The following is a 16,253-nucleotide window of genomic DNA, read 5'->3' as shown; positions in this document are numbered from 1 at the left end:
GCCGGGGTGACGGCCGCCCTACGGCGCTGCCGTGTCCGCCGGGGGCGGCGTGGCCGACATCGCCCGGGTGCAGTCGATCAGCGCGTGGCGCAGCTCTCCGCGACGGTCCTCGGTCAGCCCGCCGAGCATCCGCTCCTCCAGCATCCGCACCTGCTCGTCGTAGCTCCGCAGCGCCTCGCGCCCCCGGTCGCTGAGGCTGATGAGCAGCACCCGGCGGTTGGCTGGATCCCGGCGGCGCTCGATGAAGCCGCGTTCCTCCAGCGTCTGGACCATCTCGTGCATCGTCTGCGGCTTGACGAACGAGCGCCGGGCGAGCTGGGCCGACGACAGCCCGTCCCGGCGCTCCAGGACGGTCAGCGCCGTGTACTGGAGCGTGGTCAGGCCGAGGGGGCGCAGCAGCGCGTCCAGATGGGCCCGTATCGCCTGTTCCAGCCGTTTCACCAGGTAGAGCGTGCCGACCTGGTCCAGCTGCGCGGTGTCGGACTGCTCGGAAGTGGTCATTCGGCCATCTTGCCCGACTGATGTCCGGGGCCGGTGCCCGGCCGCCGCTCCGCCCATTGACACCCGACCTCCCGGAGTGCTCCACTCACCATCAGAATCAGGAACCCTGATGATACTCGTGGAAGGATCCGAAGCCCATGGAGCTGACGGGGAAGACCGCCGTGGTCACCGGCGCGGGGCGCGGCCTCGGCCTCGCCTACGCCCGCGCCCTGGCCCGGGCGGGGGCCAACGTGGTCGTCAACGACGCCGACGCCGCCACCGCCGAACAGGCGGTCAAGGTCATCACCGACGAGGGCGGTACGGCGGTCGCCGCGCCCGGTGCGGTCGGCACCAGCGAGGTCGCCGACGCGCTCGTGGACCGTGCGGTCGAGGCGTTCGGACGGCTGGACGTCCTGGTCACCAACGCGGGCATCCTGCGCGACCGGGTGCTGTGGAAGATGACCGACGAGGACTTCGACGCGGTCGTCGGCGTCCATCTCAAGGGCACCTTCACCTGCGCCCGCGCCGCCGTCCGGCACATGCGCGAGCGCGGCGAGGGCGGTCGGCTGATCCTCATCGGCTCGCCCGCCGGGCAGCGCGGCAACTTCGGGCAGACCAACTACTCCGCCGCCAAGGCGGGCATCGTCGGCATGACCCGCACCTGGTCGATGGAGTGCGCCAAGGCCGGGATCGGCGTCAACGCGGTGATCCCCGTCGCCGCGACCGCCATGACCGCGACCATCCCCGCCTTCGCGCCGCACGTCGAGGCGTACGAGGAACGCGGCGAACCGCTGCCCGCCTGGCTGCGGCAGGGCGAGGGCTTCGGCACCGCCGACGACGTCGCCGGGCTCGTGGTCTTCCTCGCCTCGGACGCCGCCGACGGCATCACCGGGCAGGCCATCGGCATCGGCGGCGACCGGCTGACCCTGTGGACCCACCCTGAGGAGGAGACGGCGGTCTACCGCGAGGGCGGCTGGGACGCGGACGCCATCGCGGGCGTCTGGGGTACGTCGCTGGGGCGGCACCCGGAGGGCGTGGGCATCCCCGCGCCCGTCGAGCCGCAGAGCCCCAAGAGCACGGAGGGGGCCGGGCGGTGAACCTCGACGATCTCGTCGCCATCGACGTCCACACCCACGCCGAGGTCTCGGCGGACGGCCACTCCTCGCTCAGCGGCGAGCTGGCCGAGGCGTCCGCCGCGTACTTCAAGACCCATGGCGCCCGGCAGCCCACCATCCCCGAGCTGGCCGCCCACTACCGCGAACGCCGCATCGCCGCCGTCGTCTTCACGGTGGACGCGGAGAGCGCCACCGGCCATCCGCCGATCGGCAACGAGGAGGTGGCCGCCTCCTGCGCCGAACACGCCGATGTCCTCATCCCGTTCGCGAGCGTCGACCCGTGGAAGGGCAAGGCGGCGGTGCGGGCGGCGCGGCGGCTGGTCGAGGACCACGGGGTGCGCGGCTTCAAGTTCCATCCGTCCCTCCAGGCGTTCCACCCGAACGACCCGCGGTTCTACCCGCTGTACGAGGTCATCGAGGAGCTGCGGGTGCCCGCGCTCTTCCACACCGGGCAGACCGGGATCGGCGCGGGCGTGCCCGGGGGCGGCGGCATCCGGCTGAAGTACTCCAACCCCATGGACGTGGACGACGTCGCCGTGGACTTCCCGGATCTGCCGATCATCCTGGCCCATCCGTCGTTCCCCTGGCAGGACGAGGCGCTGGCCGTCGCCACGCACAAGCCGAACGTCTACATCGACCTGTCCGGCTGGTCGCCGAAGTACTTCCCGCCGCAGCTGGTCCGCTATGCGAATTCGCTGCTCAAGCACAAGGTCCTGTTCGGCTCCGACTATCCGGTGATCGACCCGGACCGGTGGCTGGCCGACTTCGGCAAACTCGAGATCAAGCCCGAGGTTCGGCCGCTGATCCTCAAGGACAACGCGGCGCGGCTGCTCGGCCTCACGAAGGGGTGAGCGGGAGATGCTGGAGCAAGGCATCGGCCGGGGCGCCGGAGAGGGCATCGGATCGTGGCCGCGGCGGCGGGCCCGTAAGACCCCCGGGCGGATCGCGATCGTCCACGGCGACGACACCCAGACCTACCGGGAGCTGGACGAGACCGTCACCCGGTTCGCCCGCGCCCTGCGGGCGCGCGGGATCCGGCGCGGCGACCGCGTCGCCTACCTCGGCCCCAACCACCCCTCGTTCCTCCACGCGCTCTTCGCCACCTGCGCGGTGGGCGCGGTCTTCGTCCCGCTCAACACCCGGCTCGCCGCGCCCGAACTGGCCTACATGCTGCACGACTCCGGTGCGCGGCTGCTCCTCCACCACGCGCGCTGCGCGGAGACCGCGGCGGAAGCGGGCGCGGGCATCGCGGTGGCGGTCGACGATCTGGCGGACGATCGCGAGGACGACCGTGGGGACGACTGTGCGGACGAGGTCATGGCCGCCGACGACCCGTGCATGATCATGTATACGTCCGGTACCACCGGACAGCCCAAGGGCGCCGTCCTCAGCCACGCCAACATCACCTGGAACAGCCTCAACGTCCTGGTCGACACCGATCTGGCCGCGGACGAGATCACCCTCGTCACCGCGCCCCTCTTCCACACCGCCGCGCTCAACATGACCTGTCTGCCGACCCTGCTCAAGGGCGGACGCGTGGTGATAGAGCCCGGGTTCGACGCGGAACGGATGCTCGATCTGATCGAGAGCCAGCGCGTGACCTGCCTGTTCGGCGTCCCCACCATGTTCGCGGCGGTCACGGAGTCGCCGCGCTGGGAGACGGCCGACCTGTCGTCCGTGCGCACCCTGATGTGCGGCGGTTCCCCCGTCCCCAAGGCGCTGATCGACGTCTATCTGCGGCGCGGTCTGTCCTTCATCCAGGGGTACGGGATGACCGAGGCGTCCCCCGGGACGCTGCTGCTCGACCGCGAGATGAGCGCGGTCAAGGCGGGCTCCGCGGGCGTGCCCCACTTCTTCACCGACGTCCGGCTGGTCCGGTCGGACCTGACCGGCGAGGCGGAGCCCGGCGAGCCCGGCGAGATCCTGGTGCACGGCCCGCATGTGATGCGCGGCTACTACGGACTGCCGGACGCGACCGCGGAGGCCCTACTGGAGGGCGGCTGGTTCCGCTCCGGGGACATGGGGATGCGGGACGAGGACGGCTATGTGTTCATCGTGGACCGCGTCAAGGACATGATCATCTCGGGCGGTGAGAACGTCTATCCGGCCGAGGTCGAGAACGCGCTGTACGACCACCCCGATGTCGTCGAATGCGCCGTGATCGGCATGCCGGACGCCCGGTGGGGCGAGGTCGGCAAGGCCGTCGTCGTCCTCCGGGCGGGATCCGCCACCGAGCCGCAGGACCTGCTCGACCACCTCGCGGGCCGCCTCGCGAAGTACAAGGTGCCCAAGGCGGTCGAGTTCCGGACCGCGCTGCCGCGCACCGCCAGCGGAAAGATCCGCAAATCCGCCCTGCGCTGACGAGCCGCCGCGCACCACATGAGCCGCGCACCACATGAATGGAGACCGTGCATGCCCACGACCGTGAACAGCTTCGACGAGCTGAAGCAGCTGACCGGACAGCACCTCGGCCACAGCCGGTGGCACCGGATCGAGCAGGGCCGGGTCGACACCTTCGCCGACGCCACCGGCGACCACCAGTGGATCCACGTCGACCCCGAGCGGGCCAAGGACGGCCCCTTCGGCGGCACCATCGCCCACGGCTATCTCACCCTCTCCCTGCTGATCCCGCTGTGGGGCGAGATCCTCGAACTGGGCGGCGTCCGGATGGCCGTCAACTACGGCCTCAACAAGGTGCGGTTCCCGGCGCCGGTGCCGGTCGGCGCCACGATCCGGGCCGGGGCGACGCTCGTCTCCGTCGAGGAACTCGGGGACGGCGGCGCCCAGGCCGTCATCGACCTGGTGGTGGAGCAGGACGGCGGCGGCAAGCCGTGCTGCGTCGCCCAGGCCGTGCACCGCTACCACTGGTGAACGGTGAACCGGTGAAGGTCAGCCGCCGACGCCCACGGCGGTGACGAGGACGGCCACCGTCGCCGGGGGCGGCGCGGTGGCCGCCACCGCCCCGCGCACCGCGCGCGCCACGTCCAGGGCGCGGTGGCCCGGGGCCACGGCCAGTTCGACCCGGATGTGCGCCCCCTCGATCCGTACGGCTTGACGGCCCAGCACCGGGGCGAGCCGCGCCACACCCGGTACGGCGAGGACCGCGGCGCCGATGGCCGAGCCCTCGTCCGGCCGCTCGTCGGCGGGTGGCTCTTCGGCGTCGGGCGGGGGCGTGCGCTCCGGAACCTCGTCCAGCACCTCCGTCACCCGCAGGTCCACGGCGCCGACCGCCAGCCCGAGCCGGTCCACGGCCGCGCCCAGCAGGGCCCCGCGCAGCCGTTCCGCCGTCACCGGCAGCGGCCGGTCCGCCGTCGCCGCGCACTCCGCCTCGACCCGCAGCGGCCCCGGCGGCAGCGCGCTCGGCGGGGCCGGGACCGCGGGCGGCGCGGCGGCGTCCGGGTCGGCCAGCGCGATACGGAGCGCGCCGAGCCGTACGCCGGGCACGCCGTCGGCCGCCCGGCGGAGCACGGCGGCCGCCGCGCGCTCGGTCAGCCAGGCGCCGTCCTCCGGCCCGCCGAGGGGGAGGAGACGGCCGAGCCGCAGTTGCTGCCGTACGGCGTGCGCGAGCCGGTCCGTAACCATGCCTGAATGATGCATAACGTGCGCACTACCGGCCAAACACCTTTAGTGTGGCAAGTAGGGCGAATGGAGAAGAAAGGGGCGATCGGTGATGTCCGAGACCGCGCCACGCAACCGGCCCCAGACCCCCGTCGCCGAGCCGTCCGCAGCTACGCCGAAGATCATCGGCGGCGGTGTCGACCCGGGAGCCCGCGGCCGTACCACCATCGCCGACGGCGTGGTCGAAAAGATCGCCGGAATGGCCGCCCGCGATGTGGTCGGCGTCCACGCCATGGGCGGCGGCCTCGCCCGCACCTTCGGGGTCGTCCGCGACCGGGTGCCCGGCGGCGGCAAGTCCGTCGCCCGCGGGGTGAAGGCCGAGGTGGGCGAGGTGCAGACGGCCCTCGACCTGGAGATCGTGGTGGACTACGGCGTCGCGATCGCCGACGTCGCCCGGGCCGTACGGGAGAACGTGATCGCGGCGGTCGAGCGGATGACCGGCCTCGAGGTGGTCGAGGTCAACATCGCGGTCAGTGATGTGAAGTTGCCGGATGAGGAAGAGGAATCGCCGGAGCCCAGGCTTCAGTAGCCGCGGCGGCGGCTCGGCGGCGGCTCCGGTCGGCTCCAGCAGGGGAGCACACGATGAGCATGGCCGTGATCGGGATGATCGCGGGGATGGCGCTGGCTTTCGCCGGATACTTCGGTGGTTTCGGGGCCTTTCTGCTGGTGGCGGCGTTGGGCGCCGTCGGGTTCGTCGCGGGCCGGTTCCTGGACGGTGACCTGGAACCGGGCGACTTCTTCCGTACCCGCGACCGTGGCGAACGGCGGCGGTGAGGGTGCGCCGTGAGTGAGCCGGGGGAGCGGGGCGCCACGCGGATCGCGGACCGCGTCGTCGCGAAGATCGCCTCGCGGGCGGCGCGGGAGGCGCTCGGCGCCGGGGGCGGGCTGCTGCCGTACGCGGTCGTCGCCGTCCGCGCGGGCGCCGCGCGTGTACGGATCGCCGTCGAGCTGGGCTATCCGTCCGACATCGGCGCCCAGTGCGGGGCGGTACGGCGTCATGTGGCGACGCGGGTCGGCGAACTGACGGGCATGGAGGTGCCGGACGTGGCGGTGACCGTGGAACGGCTGCACTCGCCGCGGCTGGACCGGGGGACGGTGCGATGAAAGGTCTCGGCCGCTTCTGGTCCGCCCGGCGCGTACCGGCCGGGCTGGCCGCCCTGGTGCTGCTCGGCGCGCTCGGGCTGTTCCTGTACGACATCGTGTCCGCGCGCACCGGCCACCCCGTGATGGAGTGGCGGAGGTGGCTCGCCGATCAGCTCGCCACGCGCCCGCTCGACGACGGCTGGATCGTGGGGATCGCGGTGGCCCTGGTCGTGCTCGGGGCGTGGATGGTGCTGCTCGCCGTCACCCCTGGCCTGCGGGGACTCCTGCCGATGCGCGACGACGAAAACGCTTCCGTACGGGCCGGAATCGACCGCGCCGCCGCCGGGCTGGTGCTGCGCGACCGCGCGATGGCGGTGCCCGGCGTACGGGCCGTACGGGTCGATGTCGGCCGCCGCCGGATCAGGGCCCGCGCCCAGGCGCACTTCCGCGACCTCGACGAGGTACGGGCCGACCTGCTGACCGTGCTCGCAGACGGCATCCGACAACTCGGGCTCGCCCGGCGGCCGGGGCTGTCCGTCCGCGTACGGCGACCGGCGAGGTGAGGGCGGCGTGCGCATCGTGAACCGGGTGCTGCTGGGGCTGCTGGGCCTGGCCGTCGCCGCCGCGGGCGCGGCGACGCTGCTCGCCGGGCGGCGCACCCCCGACGCCGTGCTGCTGACCCACGCGGACCGGGTGCGCTGGCGCGCCGAGGACTGGTGGTGGCCCGTCGTCATCGCGGCGCTGAGCGTGCTGGTGCTGCTCGCCCTGTGGTGGGCCCTGGCCCAACTGCTGCGCCGCCGCCTGGACGACGTACTGGTCCCGCTGGACGACGGCACCGGCGCGTCCCTGCGCGGCCCCGCGCTGGAAGCCGCCCTGAGAGCCGACGCCGAGTCCCTCTCCGGCGTCTCCCGGGCCCACGTCCACCTCCACGGCCGCCGGACCGCCCCCAGGGCGAGGGTGGGCCTGACCCTGGACCCGGGAGCGGAGCCGGTGGCGACCCTGCGGGCACTGCAGTCCGAAGCCCTCACCCCCGCCCGCACCTCAACGGGCCTGCCCCACCTCCCGACAGAGGTCCGCCTACGAGGCGAACGCCACGGTGCGGAGCGAGCGCGGTAGGGGGCCGATCCAGCCCGTCCGGCGTTTGAGGAGCGGGGTCCGGGGCGGAGCCCCGGCGGGGGGACGGGGGCGGAGCCCCGGCGTCACCAGCCGTGGAGCGCCCCGCCGTCCACCGGCAGCATCAGCCCGGTCAGATAGGAGGCCGCGGGGGAGAGCAGGAACGCGGCGGCCTTGCCGAACTCGTCAGGGGTGCCGTACCGCCGCAGCGGAATCGCGGCGCTGTTCCGCTCCCGCGCGGCATCCGCGTCGCCGGACAGCCCGTCCAGCTCACGCACCCGGTCGGTGTCGATGCGGGCCGGAAGCAGGCCCACGACGCGGACGCCGCGGGGGCCCAGCTCCAGGGAGAGGTTCTTGGCGAAACCGGCGAGGCCGGGGCGGAGGCCGTTGGAGACGGTGAGGCCGGGAACGGGCTCGTGGACGGAGCCGGAGAGGACGAAGCCGATCACACCGCCGGGAGCGAGTTCGGCGGCGGCGGCGCGGGCGAGCCGGACGGCGCCGAGGAAGACCGAGTCGAAGGCGGTCTGCCACTGGGCGTCGGTGATGTCGGCGGTGGGCCCGGCGGGCGGCCCGCCGACGCTGATGAGGATGCCGTCGAAGCGGCCGAACCGCTCGCGGGCGGTGGCGATGAGGCGTTCGGCGGCGTCGGGGTCGGCGTTGTCGGCGGCGACGCCGACCGCACCCGGGCCGAGCTCGGCGGCGGCCGCGGCGGCGGTGTCGGCGTCGCGGCCGGTGATGACGGCCTTGGCGCCGTCGGCGATCAGCTCCGCCGCGGCGGCGCGGCCCAGCCCGCGGGTGGCTCCGGTGACGATGTATACGCGGTCTTCGAGTCCAAGATCCATGGGTTCAGTCTGCCTGGGACTCGTCCGCGAGGGTGAGGGCGGTCCCCACCAGTCCGATGTGGCTGAACGCCTGGGGGAAGTTGCCGAGCAGCCGGTCGGCCCCGGGGTCGTACTCCTCGGCGAGGAGCCCGACGTCGTTGCGCAGGGACAGGAGCCGGTCGAACAGGGCGGCGGCCTCCCGGCGGCGGCCGGTGAGATGGAGGGCGTCGGCGAGCCAGAAGGAGCAGGCGAGGAAGGCGCCCTCGGTGCCGGGGAGGCCGTCGGCGGTGTCGTCGGTGGAGTAGCGGCGGATCACCCCGTCGTGGCTCAGCTCGCGGCGGACCGCGTCGACGGTGCCGATGACGCGGGGGTCGTCGGCGGGGAGGAAGCCGACCCGGGGGATGAGGAGGGTGGCGGCGTCGAGCGCGGTGGAGCCGTAGGACTGGGTGAAGGTGTCGCGGTCGGCGTCGTAGCCCTTTTCGCAGACCTCGCGGTGGACCGCCACCCGCATGGCCCGCCACCGGTCGGCGTCGCCGGGCAGCTCGGGGTGGGCCTCGATGGCGCGGACGGCGCGGTCGGCGGCGACCCAGGACATGACCTTGGAGTGGACGAAGTGGCGGCGGGGGCCGCGGACCTCCCACAGGCCCTCGTCGGGGTCCTGCCAGGCGGATTCGAGGAAGTCCATGAGGGCGCTCTGGATCTTCCAGGCGTGCGGCTCGGGGGCCATGCCATGGGCGCGGGCGAAGTGGAAGGAGTCGAGGACCTCGCCGTAGACGTCGTGCTGGCGCTGGGTGACGGCGCCGTTGCCGACGCGGACGGGGCGGGAGTGGCCGTACCCCTCCAGCCAGGGCAGCTCGTGCTCGGGGAGGCGCCGCTCGCCGCCGAGCCCGTACATGATCTGGAGTTCGGCGGGGTCGCCCGCGATGGCGCGGAGCAGCCAGTCGCGCCAGGAGACGGCCTCTTCGCGGTAACCGGCGGAGAGCAGGGCGTTCAGGGTGAGGGTGGAGTCGCGCAGCCAGCAGTAGCGGTAGTCCCAGTTGCGCACCCCGCCCAGCCGCTCGGGCAGCGAGGTGGTGGGGGCGGCGACGATGCCGCCGGTGGGGGCGTAGGTGAGCGCCTTGAGGGTGATCAGGGAGCGTACGACGGCGTCCCGGTGCGGGCCTCGGTAGGTGCAGCGGGCCGCCCAGGCGCGCCAGTCGTCCAGGCTGGACCGCAGCGCCTCGTACGGGTCGACCAGGCGGGGCCGGGGCTCGTGGGAGGGGTGCCAGGTGAGGACGAACGCGACCCGGTCACCGGCGGCGACGGTGAACTCGGAGCGGGTGCTGAAGTCCTTGCCGTAGGTGTGCGTCTCGGGTTCGGAGCGCAGCCATACGGAGTCGGGCCCGGCCACGGCGATGCGGTGGCCGTCGGTGCGCCGCACCCACGGGATGACGTGCCCGTAGTCGAAGCGCAGCCGCAGGACGCCCGCCATCTCGACGCTGCCGGAGACGCCCTCCACGATGCGGATGACGTCGGGCGCGCGATCGCGCTGCGGCATGAAGTCGATCACCTTGACGGTGCCGGAGCCGGTCTCCCAGACGGATTCCAGGACGAGGGAGTCGTCGAGGTAGCCGCGGCGGGTGCAGGCACCGGCGCCCTTGGGGGCGAGCCGCCAGTGGCCGTTGTCCTCGTCGCCGAGGAGGGCGGCGAAGCAGGCGGCGGAGTCGAAGCGGGGCAGGCACAGCCAGTCGATCGAGCCCTCGCGGCTGATCAGGGCCGTCGTCTGGTGGTCCCCGATGAGCGCGTAGTCGTCAATGTCCTGTGCCACGTCGTGGCACCTTCCCGGGGAGCGGGAAGGCTAGTCCGCATTGGCGGCGGCGGGGGTCTTCCCGGGGGCCTGCTCGGTGCTCTCGGCGGCGGCCTCGGCCGCCTCGGCGGCCCGGTCGCGGCGCTCCCGGCGGGCCAGTACGAACCAGCCGAACGGCACTCCGGCGGAGAACAGCCACCACTGGACCGCGTACGCCATATGGGGGCCGATGTCGTCGTGCTCGGGCTCCGGCACCGGGTCGGGCTGCTTGTCGCCCTTGGGGGAGGACGAGGTCAGCTCGATGTAGCCGCCCTGGAGGGGCCGCCCGAGCGCCTTGGCCTGCTGCTCGCTGTTGATCAGCATGACCTGGCGCGGCGGCAGGCCCGACTTGTCCTTGATGCCGCTGTCCGCGCTGGTCTCGTCGGCCTTGAGGCGGCCGGTGACGGTGACCTTGCCGCGGGGGGCGGCGGGGACCTCGGGGAACTTGGTGAGGTCGGCCCCGGCGGGGATCCAGCCCCGGTTGACCAGGACGGCGCGCTTGCCCTCGATCAGCGGGGTGAGGACGAAGTAGCCGATGCTCTGCTCGTCGGAGCCGGTGCGCTGGCGGACGACGACCTCATGGGCCGTGTCGTAGGTCCCGGTGGCGGTCACCGTACGGAAGGTGTCGTCGCGCGGGACGGTGCGGCCGGGGGCGGTGAGCTTGTCGACCGGCGCGGCGGGGGCGCCGAGGTTGTTCCCGATCAGCTGGTTCTGCGCGACCTTGGCCTCGTGGCGGTGCAGCTGCCAGAAGCCCAGCCTGATCATGGTGGGGATCAGTGCGAGCCCGATCAGCGTGAGAATCACCCACTGCCGGGTCAACAGGAAGCGGTACACGTCCTTGACACTACTCGGCGTGGATTGTCCCCCTGCCACGGGGGGCACCGGACGACAATCCACGCATCCGGCCCGCGCTCATACCTTGTCGACGATGCCCTCCTTCCCCTCCGCGCGGGAGCAGTGGGCGCCGCAGTAGTAGTGGCCGTCCACCTCCACGCCCTGGCCGATGATCTGGCACCGGCAGTGCTCGCAGATGGGCGCCATGCGGTGGATGGCGCAGGCGAAGCAGTCGAAGATGTGCACATTGCCCTGGGCGTGCACCTCGAACGTCATGGTGTAGTCGTTTCCGCAGACCTCACAGCGTGCCATGCGCCTCAGCGTGCGGGCCCGGGCGGTGGCGGGCGAGCGGTGGGCGGGCGCGTCGCGCGGACTTCACCTGATTGTCGGCTCAGACGGCCGGGATGACGTCCCGCAGCAGCTGCGTGAAGGCGGCCTCGTCCACGACGGGCGTCCCGAAGGAGCGGGCCTTGACGGCCTTGGACGTGGCCGCGTCCGGATCGTTGGTGACCAGCAGGCTGGTGAGCCGGGACACGCTGGTCGCCACGTGCAGCCCCGCCTCGACGGCCCGGTCCTCCAGCAGCTCCCGGTCGACCGAGGTGTCCCCGGAGAACGCCACCCGCATGCCCTGGGTCAGCAGCCCGCCCGGCTGGTAGCGCCCCGGGTTGGGGTAGGGGCAGGCGGGGCGCTTGCGGCTGGGGCGCCAGCTCTGCTGGCGGTACGAGCGCTGGGCGCCGATCCCGCGGGACGGCGGGTCCGACCATTCGGTGAGCGGCTGACAGGCCAGCAGGGGCAGCCGCAGCCCGGCCTCGGCGGCCCGGTGGAGGCTCGGCCGGAAGGTCTCGGCGAGCACGCGCGCGTCGTCCAGCGCGTGGTGGGCCTGCTCCTGGACGACCCCGTAGTGCGCGGCCAGGGTCTCCAGCTTGTGGTTGGCCAGCGGCAGCCCCAGCTCCTTGGACAGGGCGATGGTGCACAGCCGCTGACGCACCGGCGCCTCGGTCTTCGACCGGGCGAACTCGCGGGCGATCATCGACCAGTCGAAGGCGGCGTTGTGCGCGACCAGGACGCGGTCGGCGAGGCGCTCGGCGAACGCGGCGGCGATGTCCGGGAAGAGCGGGGCGTCGGAAAGGGTCTCCCGGGTGAGGCCGTGGATCCACACCGGGCCCGGGTCGCGCCGCGGGTTGACCAGCGTGTACCAGCGGTCCTGCACCGCGCCCCGGGCGTCGAGCTGATAGACCGCCGCGGAGATGATCCGGTCGTCGCGGGCGAGACCGGTGGTCTCCACGTCGACGACGGCGTACCCCTGCGGATAGCCCTCCGGCCACGAGGGTGTTGACGCGGTTCGCGGGGCGGCTGCCGTGGGGTCTTCGAGCATGGTCCATGAGGATACGGGCCCGCTCCGACACTCCGGACCGCCGGGTTGGTGCGGGTACGTGCCGTCAGCCGATCGGACGAGGCCCGTTGTTGACATCGCGTCTATCATACTTGTTGGTAACTACCTCTGGCGGTGCGGCGAAACCGGATCTATGTTGCCGGTATGCCGCATTTGCCCAACGTCGTGCTGTGGTCGATACCCGCCTTCGTGCTGCTCGCCGTCGTGGAGATGGTGAGTTACCGCCTGCACCCCGATGAGGACGCCGCGGGCTACGCGGCCAAGGACGCCGCGACCAGCGTCGCCATGGGGCTCGGCAGCCTCGTCTTCGACCTGGTGTGGAAGATCCCGATCGTGGCGGTCTACGCCGCCGTGTACGAACTCACCCCGCTGCGCGTCCCGGTGGAGTGGTGGACGCTGCCGCTGATGCTGCTCGCGCAGGACTTCTTCTACTACTGGTCGCACCGCGGGCACCACGTGATCCGCATCCTGTGGGCCTGCCATGTGGTGCACCACTCCAGCCGCAAGTTCAACCTCACCACCGCGCTGCGGCAGCCGTGGACCACGTGGACGGTGTGGCCGTTCTACGTACCGGTGATCGCGCTCGGCGTGCACCCGGCCGCGGTCGCCTTCTGCTCGTCGGTGAACCTCGTCTACCAGTTCTGGATCCACACCGAGCGGATCGGCACCCTCCCGCGCCCCATCGAGTTCGTCTTCAACACGCCGTCGCACCACCGCGTCCACCACGCCTCCCAAGGGGGCTATCTGGACCGCAACTTCGGCGGGATCCTCATCGTCTGGGACCGGCTCTTCCGGTCGTTCGTCCCCGAGACGCACACCCCGGTCTTCGGGCTCACCAAGAACATCGACACCTACAACCCGCTGCGGGTGGCCACCCATGAGTACGCGGCCATCGCCCGCGACATCGCGGCGGCCCGCGACTGGCGCGAGCGGGCCGGGCGGGTCTTCCGCGGCCCGGGCTGGGCGCCCGCGGTGCCGCCGGGTGGGTGGGAGCGCGAACCGGAGCGGGAGGGAGAGCGCGAGCCGGAGCGGGCGCCGGAGCGCGCCGTATGAGCGCCGCCCGCGCCCTTGCCGGGCTCTTCGCGCTGCTGACCGCCGTGCAGCTGGGCGCGCTGCTCGCGGACGCCACCACGCTCGTCCAGCTGACGAAGCCCGCCCTGATGCCGGTCCTCGCGGCGTACGCGGCCCTGCGCGGCGGGCCGCGCCCGCTGGCCGCCGCCCTGCTGTGCGGCTGCGGCGGGGACGTGCTGCTGCAAGTCGGCGGCGACACCGCCTTCCTGGCCGGGATGGGCTGCTTCGCGGCCGGGCACCTGTGCTACCTCGCCCTGTTCGCGCGGTCCGGGCGGCCGCGTACGGCGTGGTGGGCGGCCGCCGGTTACGGGGCCGTGTGGCTCGGCAGCACGGCCGCGCTGTGGCCCGGGCTCGACCCGGGGCTGCGGGTCCCCGTCGCCGCGTACAGCCTGCTGCTGACGGCGATGGCCCTGGGGGCACTGCGCGCGGGCTCGTGGCCCGGGCTCGGCGGGGCGCTGTTCCTGCTCTCCGACGGCCTGATCGCGGCCGGTCTCGCGGACTGGCCGCGGCCTCCCGTACCCCAGTTCTGGATCATGGCCACCTATATAGCGGCGCAGTATCTGCTGACCACGGGAGTGCTGCGAGACGCGTACGGGCCGCCGGGCGGAGAGCGCCCGGCGGCCCGTACGTCCTGTCAGCGTGTCACTTCTTGACGGCGTCCAGGGCGTCCACGAGCCCGGCCCCGTAGAAGCCGTTGTAGCCCTTGCCGCCCTCGCACACCGCGTCGATCTCGCCGTCGCCGTCGATGTCGTACGACGTCGGGCAGGCGGTGTCGTCGGCCTGGCCCTTGAGGAGGGCCTTCACCGTGGCGGCGGAGGCGTGCGGATGGGTGCTCTTGATGAGCGCCGCGACGCCCGCCGCGTGCGGGGAGGCCATCGAGGTGCCCGCCATGTAGCCGTACTTGCCGCCCGGGAGCGTGTTGTAGATCCGGCCGTCCTCGGCCGGCGGCGCGGGCTTCTGGTAGATGGTGCTGTCGCCGCCGGGGGCCGCGACGTCGATGACCCCGAGACCGTGGTTGGAGAACGACGACTTGAGCCCCTTGGCGCCGGTCGAGGCGGTGGTGACGACGCCCGGCAGCTGGGTCGGGATGTCGAAGCAGGTGCTGGGGTCTATCACCCGCTCACCGGGGGTGGTGTCGTTCGGGCTGGAGGTGTCGGTGATCTTGTCGGAGGTGAGGTCGTAGTTCTCGTTGCCCGCCGCGGCCACGTTGACCACGCCCTTGCGCTCGGCGTACGACGAGGCCCGGCGCACCGCGTCGACCAGGGCCTTCTGGTCCGGGTCACCGGCGCAGTTGAAGTACCACGGGTCGGTGTAATAGCTGTTGTTGGTGACGTCGACACCGTGCTCGGCGGCCCACATGAAGCCGCAGACGACGGCCTCGGTGTAGAAGAACCCGGCGGTCGTGGACACCTTGATGCCGGACACCTTGACGCCCGGGGCGACCCCGGTGACGCCGATGCCGTTCTTCGCGGCGGCGATCTCGCCCGCGACATGCGTGCCGTGCGGGCTCTCCTCGGCGCTCGGCCGCCAGGCGCCGTCGGCCGTGTTCGGCTTGCCGCCCACGCAGTTGACCGAGGCCCTGCGGTCGAAGTTGGGCGCCAGGTCCGGGTGGGTGTCGTCCACTCCGGTGTCGATGACCGCGACCGTCACCTTGCGGCTGCCGAGGCTCTTCTCATGGGCCTTGTCCGCCTTGATGGCGGGCAGGTCCCACTGCAGCGGCTCCAGCGGGTCCTGACCGGCCTTGGCGCGCGCCGCGACCGCCTTGCGCTCCTTCTCGCTGAGCAGCTTCGGCGTGCCGACGTCGCCGGTCGACTGGGCGGGCAGCGGCGCGGTGCGGGTGGCACCGGCCGAGGCGACGCCGCGGACCGTACGGAGCGTCTTGGCGAAGTCGGGGTTCGCCGAGTGGGCGACGATGACGCCGATCCGGTCGTACGAGATGACCACGGTGCCGTCGGCCCGCTTGATGGCCTTCTCGATCCGCGAGCTGTCGTGGTGGCCCGGGCGGACGTTGACGACGTAGCTGAGCGACGGGCCGTCGGCGGCCGCGGCCCGGGCGGCGGGGGCGGGGCTGTCCTGCCCGGTGGCGCCCGCCGAGGTCGGCAGGAACGCCAGCGCGCCGGTGAGCGCCAGTGCGGCGGGTATGGCGACGGCGCGCGGCGTCAGCCCCCGCGATCCGGAAGACGTCATTCGCGCAGTGGAACTGGTCCCGGGTCTGGGAGCATCCGATCTCAGCTGAGCCATGGGGTCTCCACCTCATCCGAAGCGACCGCCGCAGCGCGGATGCGCGTGGGCGGGTACATGACGAGCGAAGCTATCGCTGATCATCACCGGGTATCAATACATTCCGGAAGAAAACCCGCCACAGCGCCCGGATCCAAACGTTCCTCCGAATCTCTCTCCGTCTTTCAACCACCAAACCCTGTCGCATACTTCGCTACCGCCTTTACGATGCGTGATCCGGATCACCGTCGCCGCCGTACGTCCCCGTCGGACCACTCACCAGGAGAGACCGTGGATACCGCACCGGCCAGCGATCGTCCCGACGATCAGCGGCAGCACCACCGCCCCCCGTACGACGAGGTGCAGGCGAGCACCGAGTTCGGCGAACTGCGCAGCGCACACCGCTCGTTCGCCTTCCCGCTGACCATCGCGTTCGTCAGCTGGTACCTGCTCTACGTCCTGCTGTCCAACTACGCGGACGGCTTCATGGGCACCCGGGTCGTCGGAAACATCAACGTCGCTCTGGTGTTCGGCCTCGCCCAGTTCCTGACCACCTTCCTGATCGCCTGGTGGTACTCCCGGCACGCCGCCGCCAAGCTCGACCCGCGCGCGGAGGCCATCAAGGCCCGTCTGGGGGATAGCCCATGAGCGACGCACACGCGGCCGCTCGGCCGCAGACG

General features: G+C 72.4%; 20 protein-coding genes. 12 read left to right on the top strand and 8 right to left on the bottom strand.

The window, feature by feature from the left end; translation table 11 throughout:
• Positions 1-18 precede the first annotated feature (18 nt).
• Complete coding sequence (locus ACZ59A_RS00265; RefSeq protein ID WP_468042079.1) at positions 19-501, bottom strand: MarR family winged helix-turn-helix transcriptional regulator; 483 nt, start codon at positions 499-501, stop codon at positions 19-21.
• 137 nt (positions 502-638) lie between these two features.
• Here ACZ59A_RS00265 and ACZ59A_RS00260 point away from each other — a divergent pair, with 137 nt between their 5' ends.
• Genes ACZ59A_RS00260 through ACZ59A_RS00245 form a run of 4 tightly spaced genes read left to right on the top strand, consistent with a single transcriptional unit; the run spans position 639 to position 4,466 of the window.
• Positions 639-1,577, top strand: a complete 939-nt coding sequence (locus ACZ59A_RS00260) for an SDR family NAD(P)-dependent oxidoreductase (protein ID WP_470951557.1) — start codon at positions 639-641, stop codon at positions 1,575-1,577.
• The gene (locus ACZ59A_RS00255) at positions 1,574-2,446 is read left to right on the top strand and encodes an amidohydrolase family protein (protein WP_470951554.1); all 873 of its coding nucleotides are present in this window, start codon (positions 1,574-1,576) and stop codon (positions 2,444-2,446) included. The genes ACZ59A_RS00260 and ACZ59A_RS00255 overlap by 4 nt, the downstream gene beginning before the upstream one ends.
• Before the next feature lie 7 nt (positions 2,447-2,453).
• Positions 2,454-3,956, top strand: a complete 1,503-nt coding sequence (locus ACZ59A_RS00250; RefSeq protein ID WP_470951552.1) for an acyl-CoA synthetase — start codon at positions 2,454-2,456, stop codon at positions 3,954-3,956.
• 51 nt (positions 3,957-4,007) lie between these two features.
• Positions 4,008-4,466: a MaoC family dehydratase gene (locus tag ACZ59A_RS00245; RefSeq protein WP_468042087.1), complete on the top strand. Its 459-nt coding sequence runs from the start codon at positions 4,008-4,010 to the stop codon at positions 4,464-4,466.
• 18 nt (positions 4,467-4,484) lie between these two features.
• Here ACZ59A_RS00245 and ACZ59A_RS00240 read toward each other — a convergent pair whose 3' ends face one another.
• Positions 4,485-5,177: a hypothetical protein gene (locus ACZ59A_RS00240; RefSeq protein ID WP_470951549.1), complete on the bottom strand. Its 693-nt coding sequence runs from the start codon at positions 5,175-5,177 to the stop codon at positions 4,485-4,487.
• 88 nt (positions 5,178-5,265) lie between these two features.
• Between ACZ59A_RS00240 and ACZ59A_RS00235 the strand changes: the two genes are divergently transcribed.
• Genes ACZ59A_RS00235 through amaP form a run of 5 tightly spaced genes read left to right on the top strand, consistent with a single transcriptional unit; the run spans position 5,266 to position 7,412 of the window.
• Complete coding sequence (locus ACZ59A_RS00235) at positions 5,266-5,742, top strand: Asp23/Gls24 family envelope stress response protein (protein WP_470951545.1); 477 nt, start codon at positions 5,266-5,268, stop codon at positions 5,740-5,742.
• 53 nt (positions 5,743-5,795) lie between these two features.
• Entirely contained in the window at positions 5,796-5,987 is a 192-nt protein-coding gene (locus tag ACZ59A_RS00230; protein ID WP_398300372.1) for a hypothetical protein, read from the top strand.
• Between the two features lie 9 nt (positions 5,988-5,996).
• Positions 5,997-6,317: an Asp23/Gls24 family envelope stress response protein gene (locus tag ACZ59A_RS00225; protein WP_470951543.1), complete on the top strand. Its 321-nt coding sequence runs from the start codon at positions 5,997-5,999 to the stop codon at positions 6,315-6,317.
• Positions 6,314-6,859 carry a DUF6286 domain-containing protein gene (locus ACZ59A_RS00220; RefSeq protein WP_470951541.1) on the top strand — a complete coding sequence of 182 codons (546 nt, stop codon included), beginning with the start codon at positions 6,314-6,316 and terminating at the stop codon, positions 6,857-6,859. The genes ACZ59A_RS00225 and ACZ59A_RS00220 overlap by 4 nt, the downstream gene beginning before the upstream one ends.
• Before the next feature lie 7 nt (positions 6,860-6,866).
• Positions 6,867-7,412, top strand: a complete 546-nt coding sequence (gene amaP, locus ACZ59A_RS00215; RefSeq protein WP_470951538.1) for an alkaline shock response membrane anchor protein AmaP — start codon at positions 6,867-6,869, stop codon at positions 7,410-7,412.
• A gap of 83 nt (positions 7,413-7,495) precedes the next feature.
• On the opposite strand, the gene ACZ59A_RS00210 is transcribed toward amaP, so the two are convergent.
• From ACZ59A_RS00210 to ACZ59A_RS00190, 5 genes are all read right to left on the bottom strand, one after another.
• Positions 7,496-8,251, bottom strand: a complete 756-nt coding sequence (locus ACZ59A_RS00210; protein WP_470951536.1) for an SDR family oxidoreductase — start codon at positions 8,249-8,251, stop codon at positions 7,496-7,498.
• Positions 8,252-8,255: 4 nt separating this feature from the next.
• Positions 8,256-10,037: a glycoside hydrolase family 15 protein gene (locus ACZ59A_RS00205; protein WP_470951533.1), complete on the bottom strand. Its 1,782-nt coding sequence runs from the start codon at positions 10,035-10,037 to the stop codon at positions 8,256-8,258.
• 30 nt (positions 10,038-10,067) lie between these two features.
• Positions 10,068-10,889, bottom strand: coding sequence for an SURF1 family cytochrome oxidase biogenesis protein (locus tag ACZ59A_RS00200; protein WP_470951531.1), 822 nt, complete (start codon positions 10,887-10,889; stop codon positions 10,068-10,070).
• 78 nt (positions 10,890-10,967) lie between these two features.
• Complete coding sequence (locus ACZ59A_RS00195) at positions 10,968-11,201, bottom strand: hypothetical protein (RefSeq protein ID WP_468042102.1); 234 nt, start codon at positions 11,199-11,201, stop codon at positions 10,968-10,970.
• Positions 11,202-11,280: 79 nt separating this feature from the next.
• Positions 11,281-12,264 (bottom strand): DEDDh family exonuclease, encoded by a 984-nt coding sequence (locus ACZ59A_RS00190; protein WP_470951528.1) that lies wholly within the window; start codon positions 12,262-12,264, stop codon positions 11,281-11,283.
• A gap of 162 nt (positions 12,265-12,426) precedes the next feature.
• On the opposite strand from ACZ59A_RS00190, the gene ACZ59A_RS00185 reads away from it, so the two are divergent.
• The gene (locus ACZ59A_RS00185; protein WP_470951525.1) at positions 12,427-13,335 is read left to right on the top strand and encodes a sterol desaturase family protein; all 909 of its coding nucleotides are present in this window, start codon (positions 12,427-12,429) and stop codon (positions 13,333-13,335) included.
• Positions 13,332-14,006, top strand: a complete 675-nt coding sequence (locus ACZ59A_RS00180) for a lysoplasmalogenase (RefSeq protein ID WP_470951523.1) — start codon at positions 13,332-13,334, stop codon at positions 14,004-14,006. Before ACZ59A_RS00185 ends, ACZ59A_RS00180 begins: the two co-directional genes overlap by 4 nt.
• Here ACZ59A_RS00180 and ACZ59A_RS00175 read toward each other — a convergent pair.
• Positions 13,996-15,540 (bottom strand): S8 family peptidase, encoded by a 1,545-nt coding sequence (locus tag ACZ59A_RS00175; RefSeq protein ID WP_470951520.1) that lies wholly within the window; start codon positions 15,538-15,540, stop codon positions 13,996-13,998. The two genes, ACZ59A_RS00180 and ACZ59A_RS00175, sit on opposite strands and share 11 nt — an antisense overlap.
• A 324-nt stretch (positions 15,541-15,864) precedes the next feature.
• Between ACZ59A_RS00175 and ACZ59A_RS00170 the strand changes: the two genes are divergently transcribed.
• Entirely contained in the window at positions 15,865-16,221 is a 357-nt protein-coding gene (locus tag ACZ59A_RS00170) for a DUF485 domain-containing protein (RefSeq protein ID WP_470951518.1), read from the top strand.
• The last annotated feature ends 32 nt before the right edge of the window (positions 16,222-16,253 follow it).

This window comes from Streptomyces sp. NPDC040405 (assembly GCF_055595765.1).
This window is presented reverse-complemented; position numbering and strand designations above follow the sequence as displayed.

Bases quoted from the DNA above. Each gene is read 5' to 3' on its own strand.
- ACZ59A_RS00230 (WP_398300372.1), top strand. From the start codon at position 5,796: ATGAGCATGGCCGTGATCGGGATGATCGCGGGGATGGCGCTGGCTTTC.
- ACZ59A_RS00265 (WP_468042079.1), bottom strand. From the start codon at position 501: ATGACCACTTCCGAGCAGTCCGACACCGCGCAGCTGGACCAGGTCGGC.
- ACZ59A_RS00210 (WP_470951536.1), bottom strand. From the start codon at position 8,251: ATGGATCTTGGACTCGAAGACCGCGTATACATCGTCACCGGAGCCACC.
- ACZ59A_RS00185 (WP_470951525.1), top strand. From the start codon at position 12,427: ATGCCGCATTTGCCCAACGTCGTGCTGTGGTCGATACCCGCCTTCGTG.
- ACZ59A_RS00190 (WP_470951528.1), bottom strand. From the start codon at position 12,264: ATGCTCGAAGACCCCACGGCAGCCGCCCCGCGAACCGCGTCAACACCC.
- ACZ59A_RS00220 (WP_470951541.1), top strand. From the start codon at position 6,314: ATGAAAGGTCTCGGCCGCTTCTGGTCCGCCCGGCGCGTACCGGCCGGG.
- ACZ59A_RS00240 (WP_470951549.1), bottom strand. From the start codon at position 5,177: ATGGTTACGGACCGGCTCGCGCACGCCGTACGGCAGCAACTGCGGCTC.
- ACZ59A_RS00195 (WP_468042102.1), bottom strand. From the start codon at position 11,201: ATGGCACGCTGTGAGGTCTGCGGAAACGACTACACCATGACGTTCGAG.
- ACZ59A_RS00260 (WP_470951557.1), top strand. From the start codon at position 639: ATGGAGCTGACGGGGAAGACCGCCGTGGTCACCGGCGCGGGGCGCGGC.
- ACZ59A_RS00175 (WP_470951520.1), bottom strand. From the start codon at position 15,540: ATGACGTCTTCCGGATCGCGGGGGCTGACGCCGCGCGCCGTCGCCATA.
- ACZ59A_RS00235 (WP_470951545.1), top strand. From the start codon at position 5,266: ATGTCCGAGACCGCGCCACGCAACCGGCCCCAGACCCCCGTCGCCGAG.
- ACZ59A_RS00245 (WP_468042087.1), top strand. From the start codon at position 4,008: ATGCCCACGACCGTGAACAGCTTCGACGAGCTGAAGCAGCTGACCGGA.
- ACZ59A_RS00250 (WP_470951552.1), top strand. From the start codon at position 2,454: ATGCTGGAGCAAGGCATCGGCCGGGGCGCCGGAGAGGGCATCGGATCG.
- ACZ59A_RS00180 (WP_470951523.1), top strand. From the start codon at position 13,332: ATGAGCGCCGCCCGCGCCCTTGCCGGGCTCTTCGCGCTGCTGACCGCC.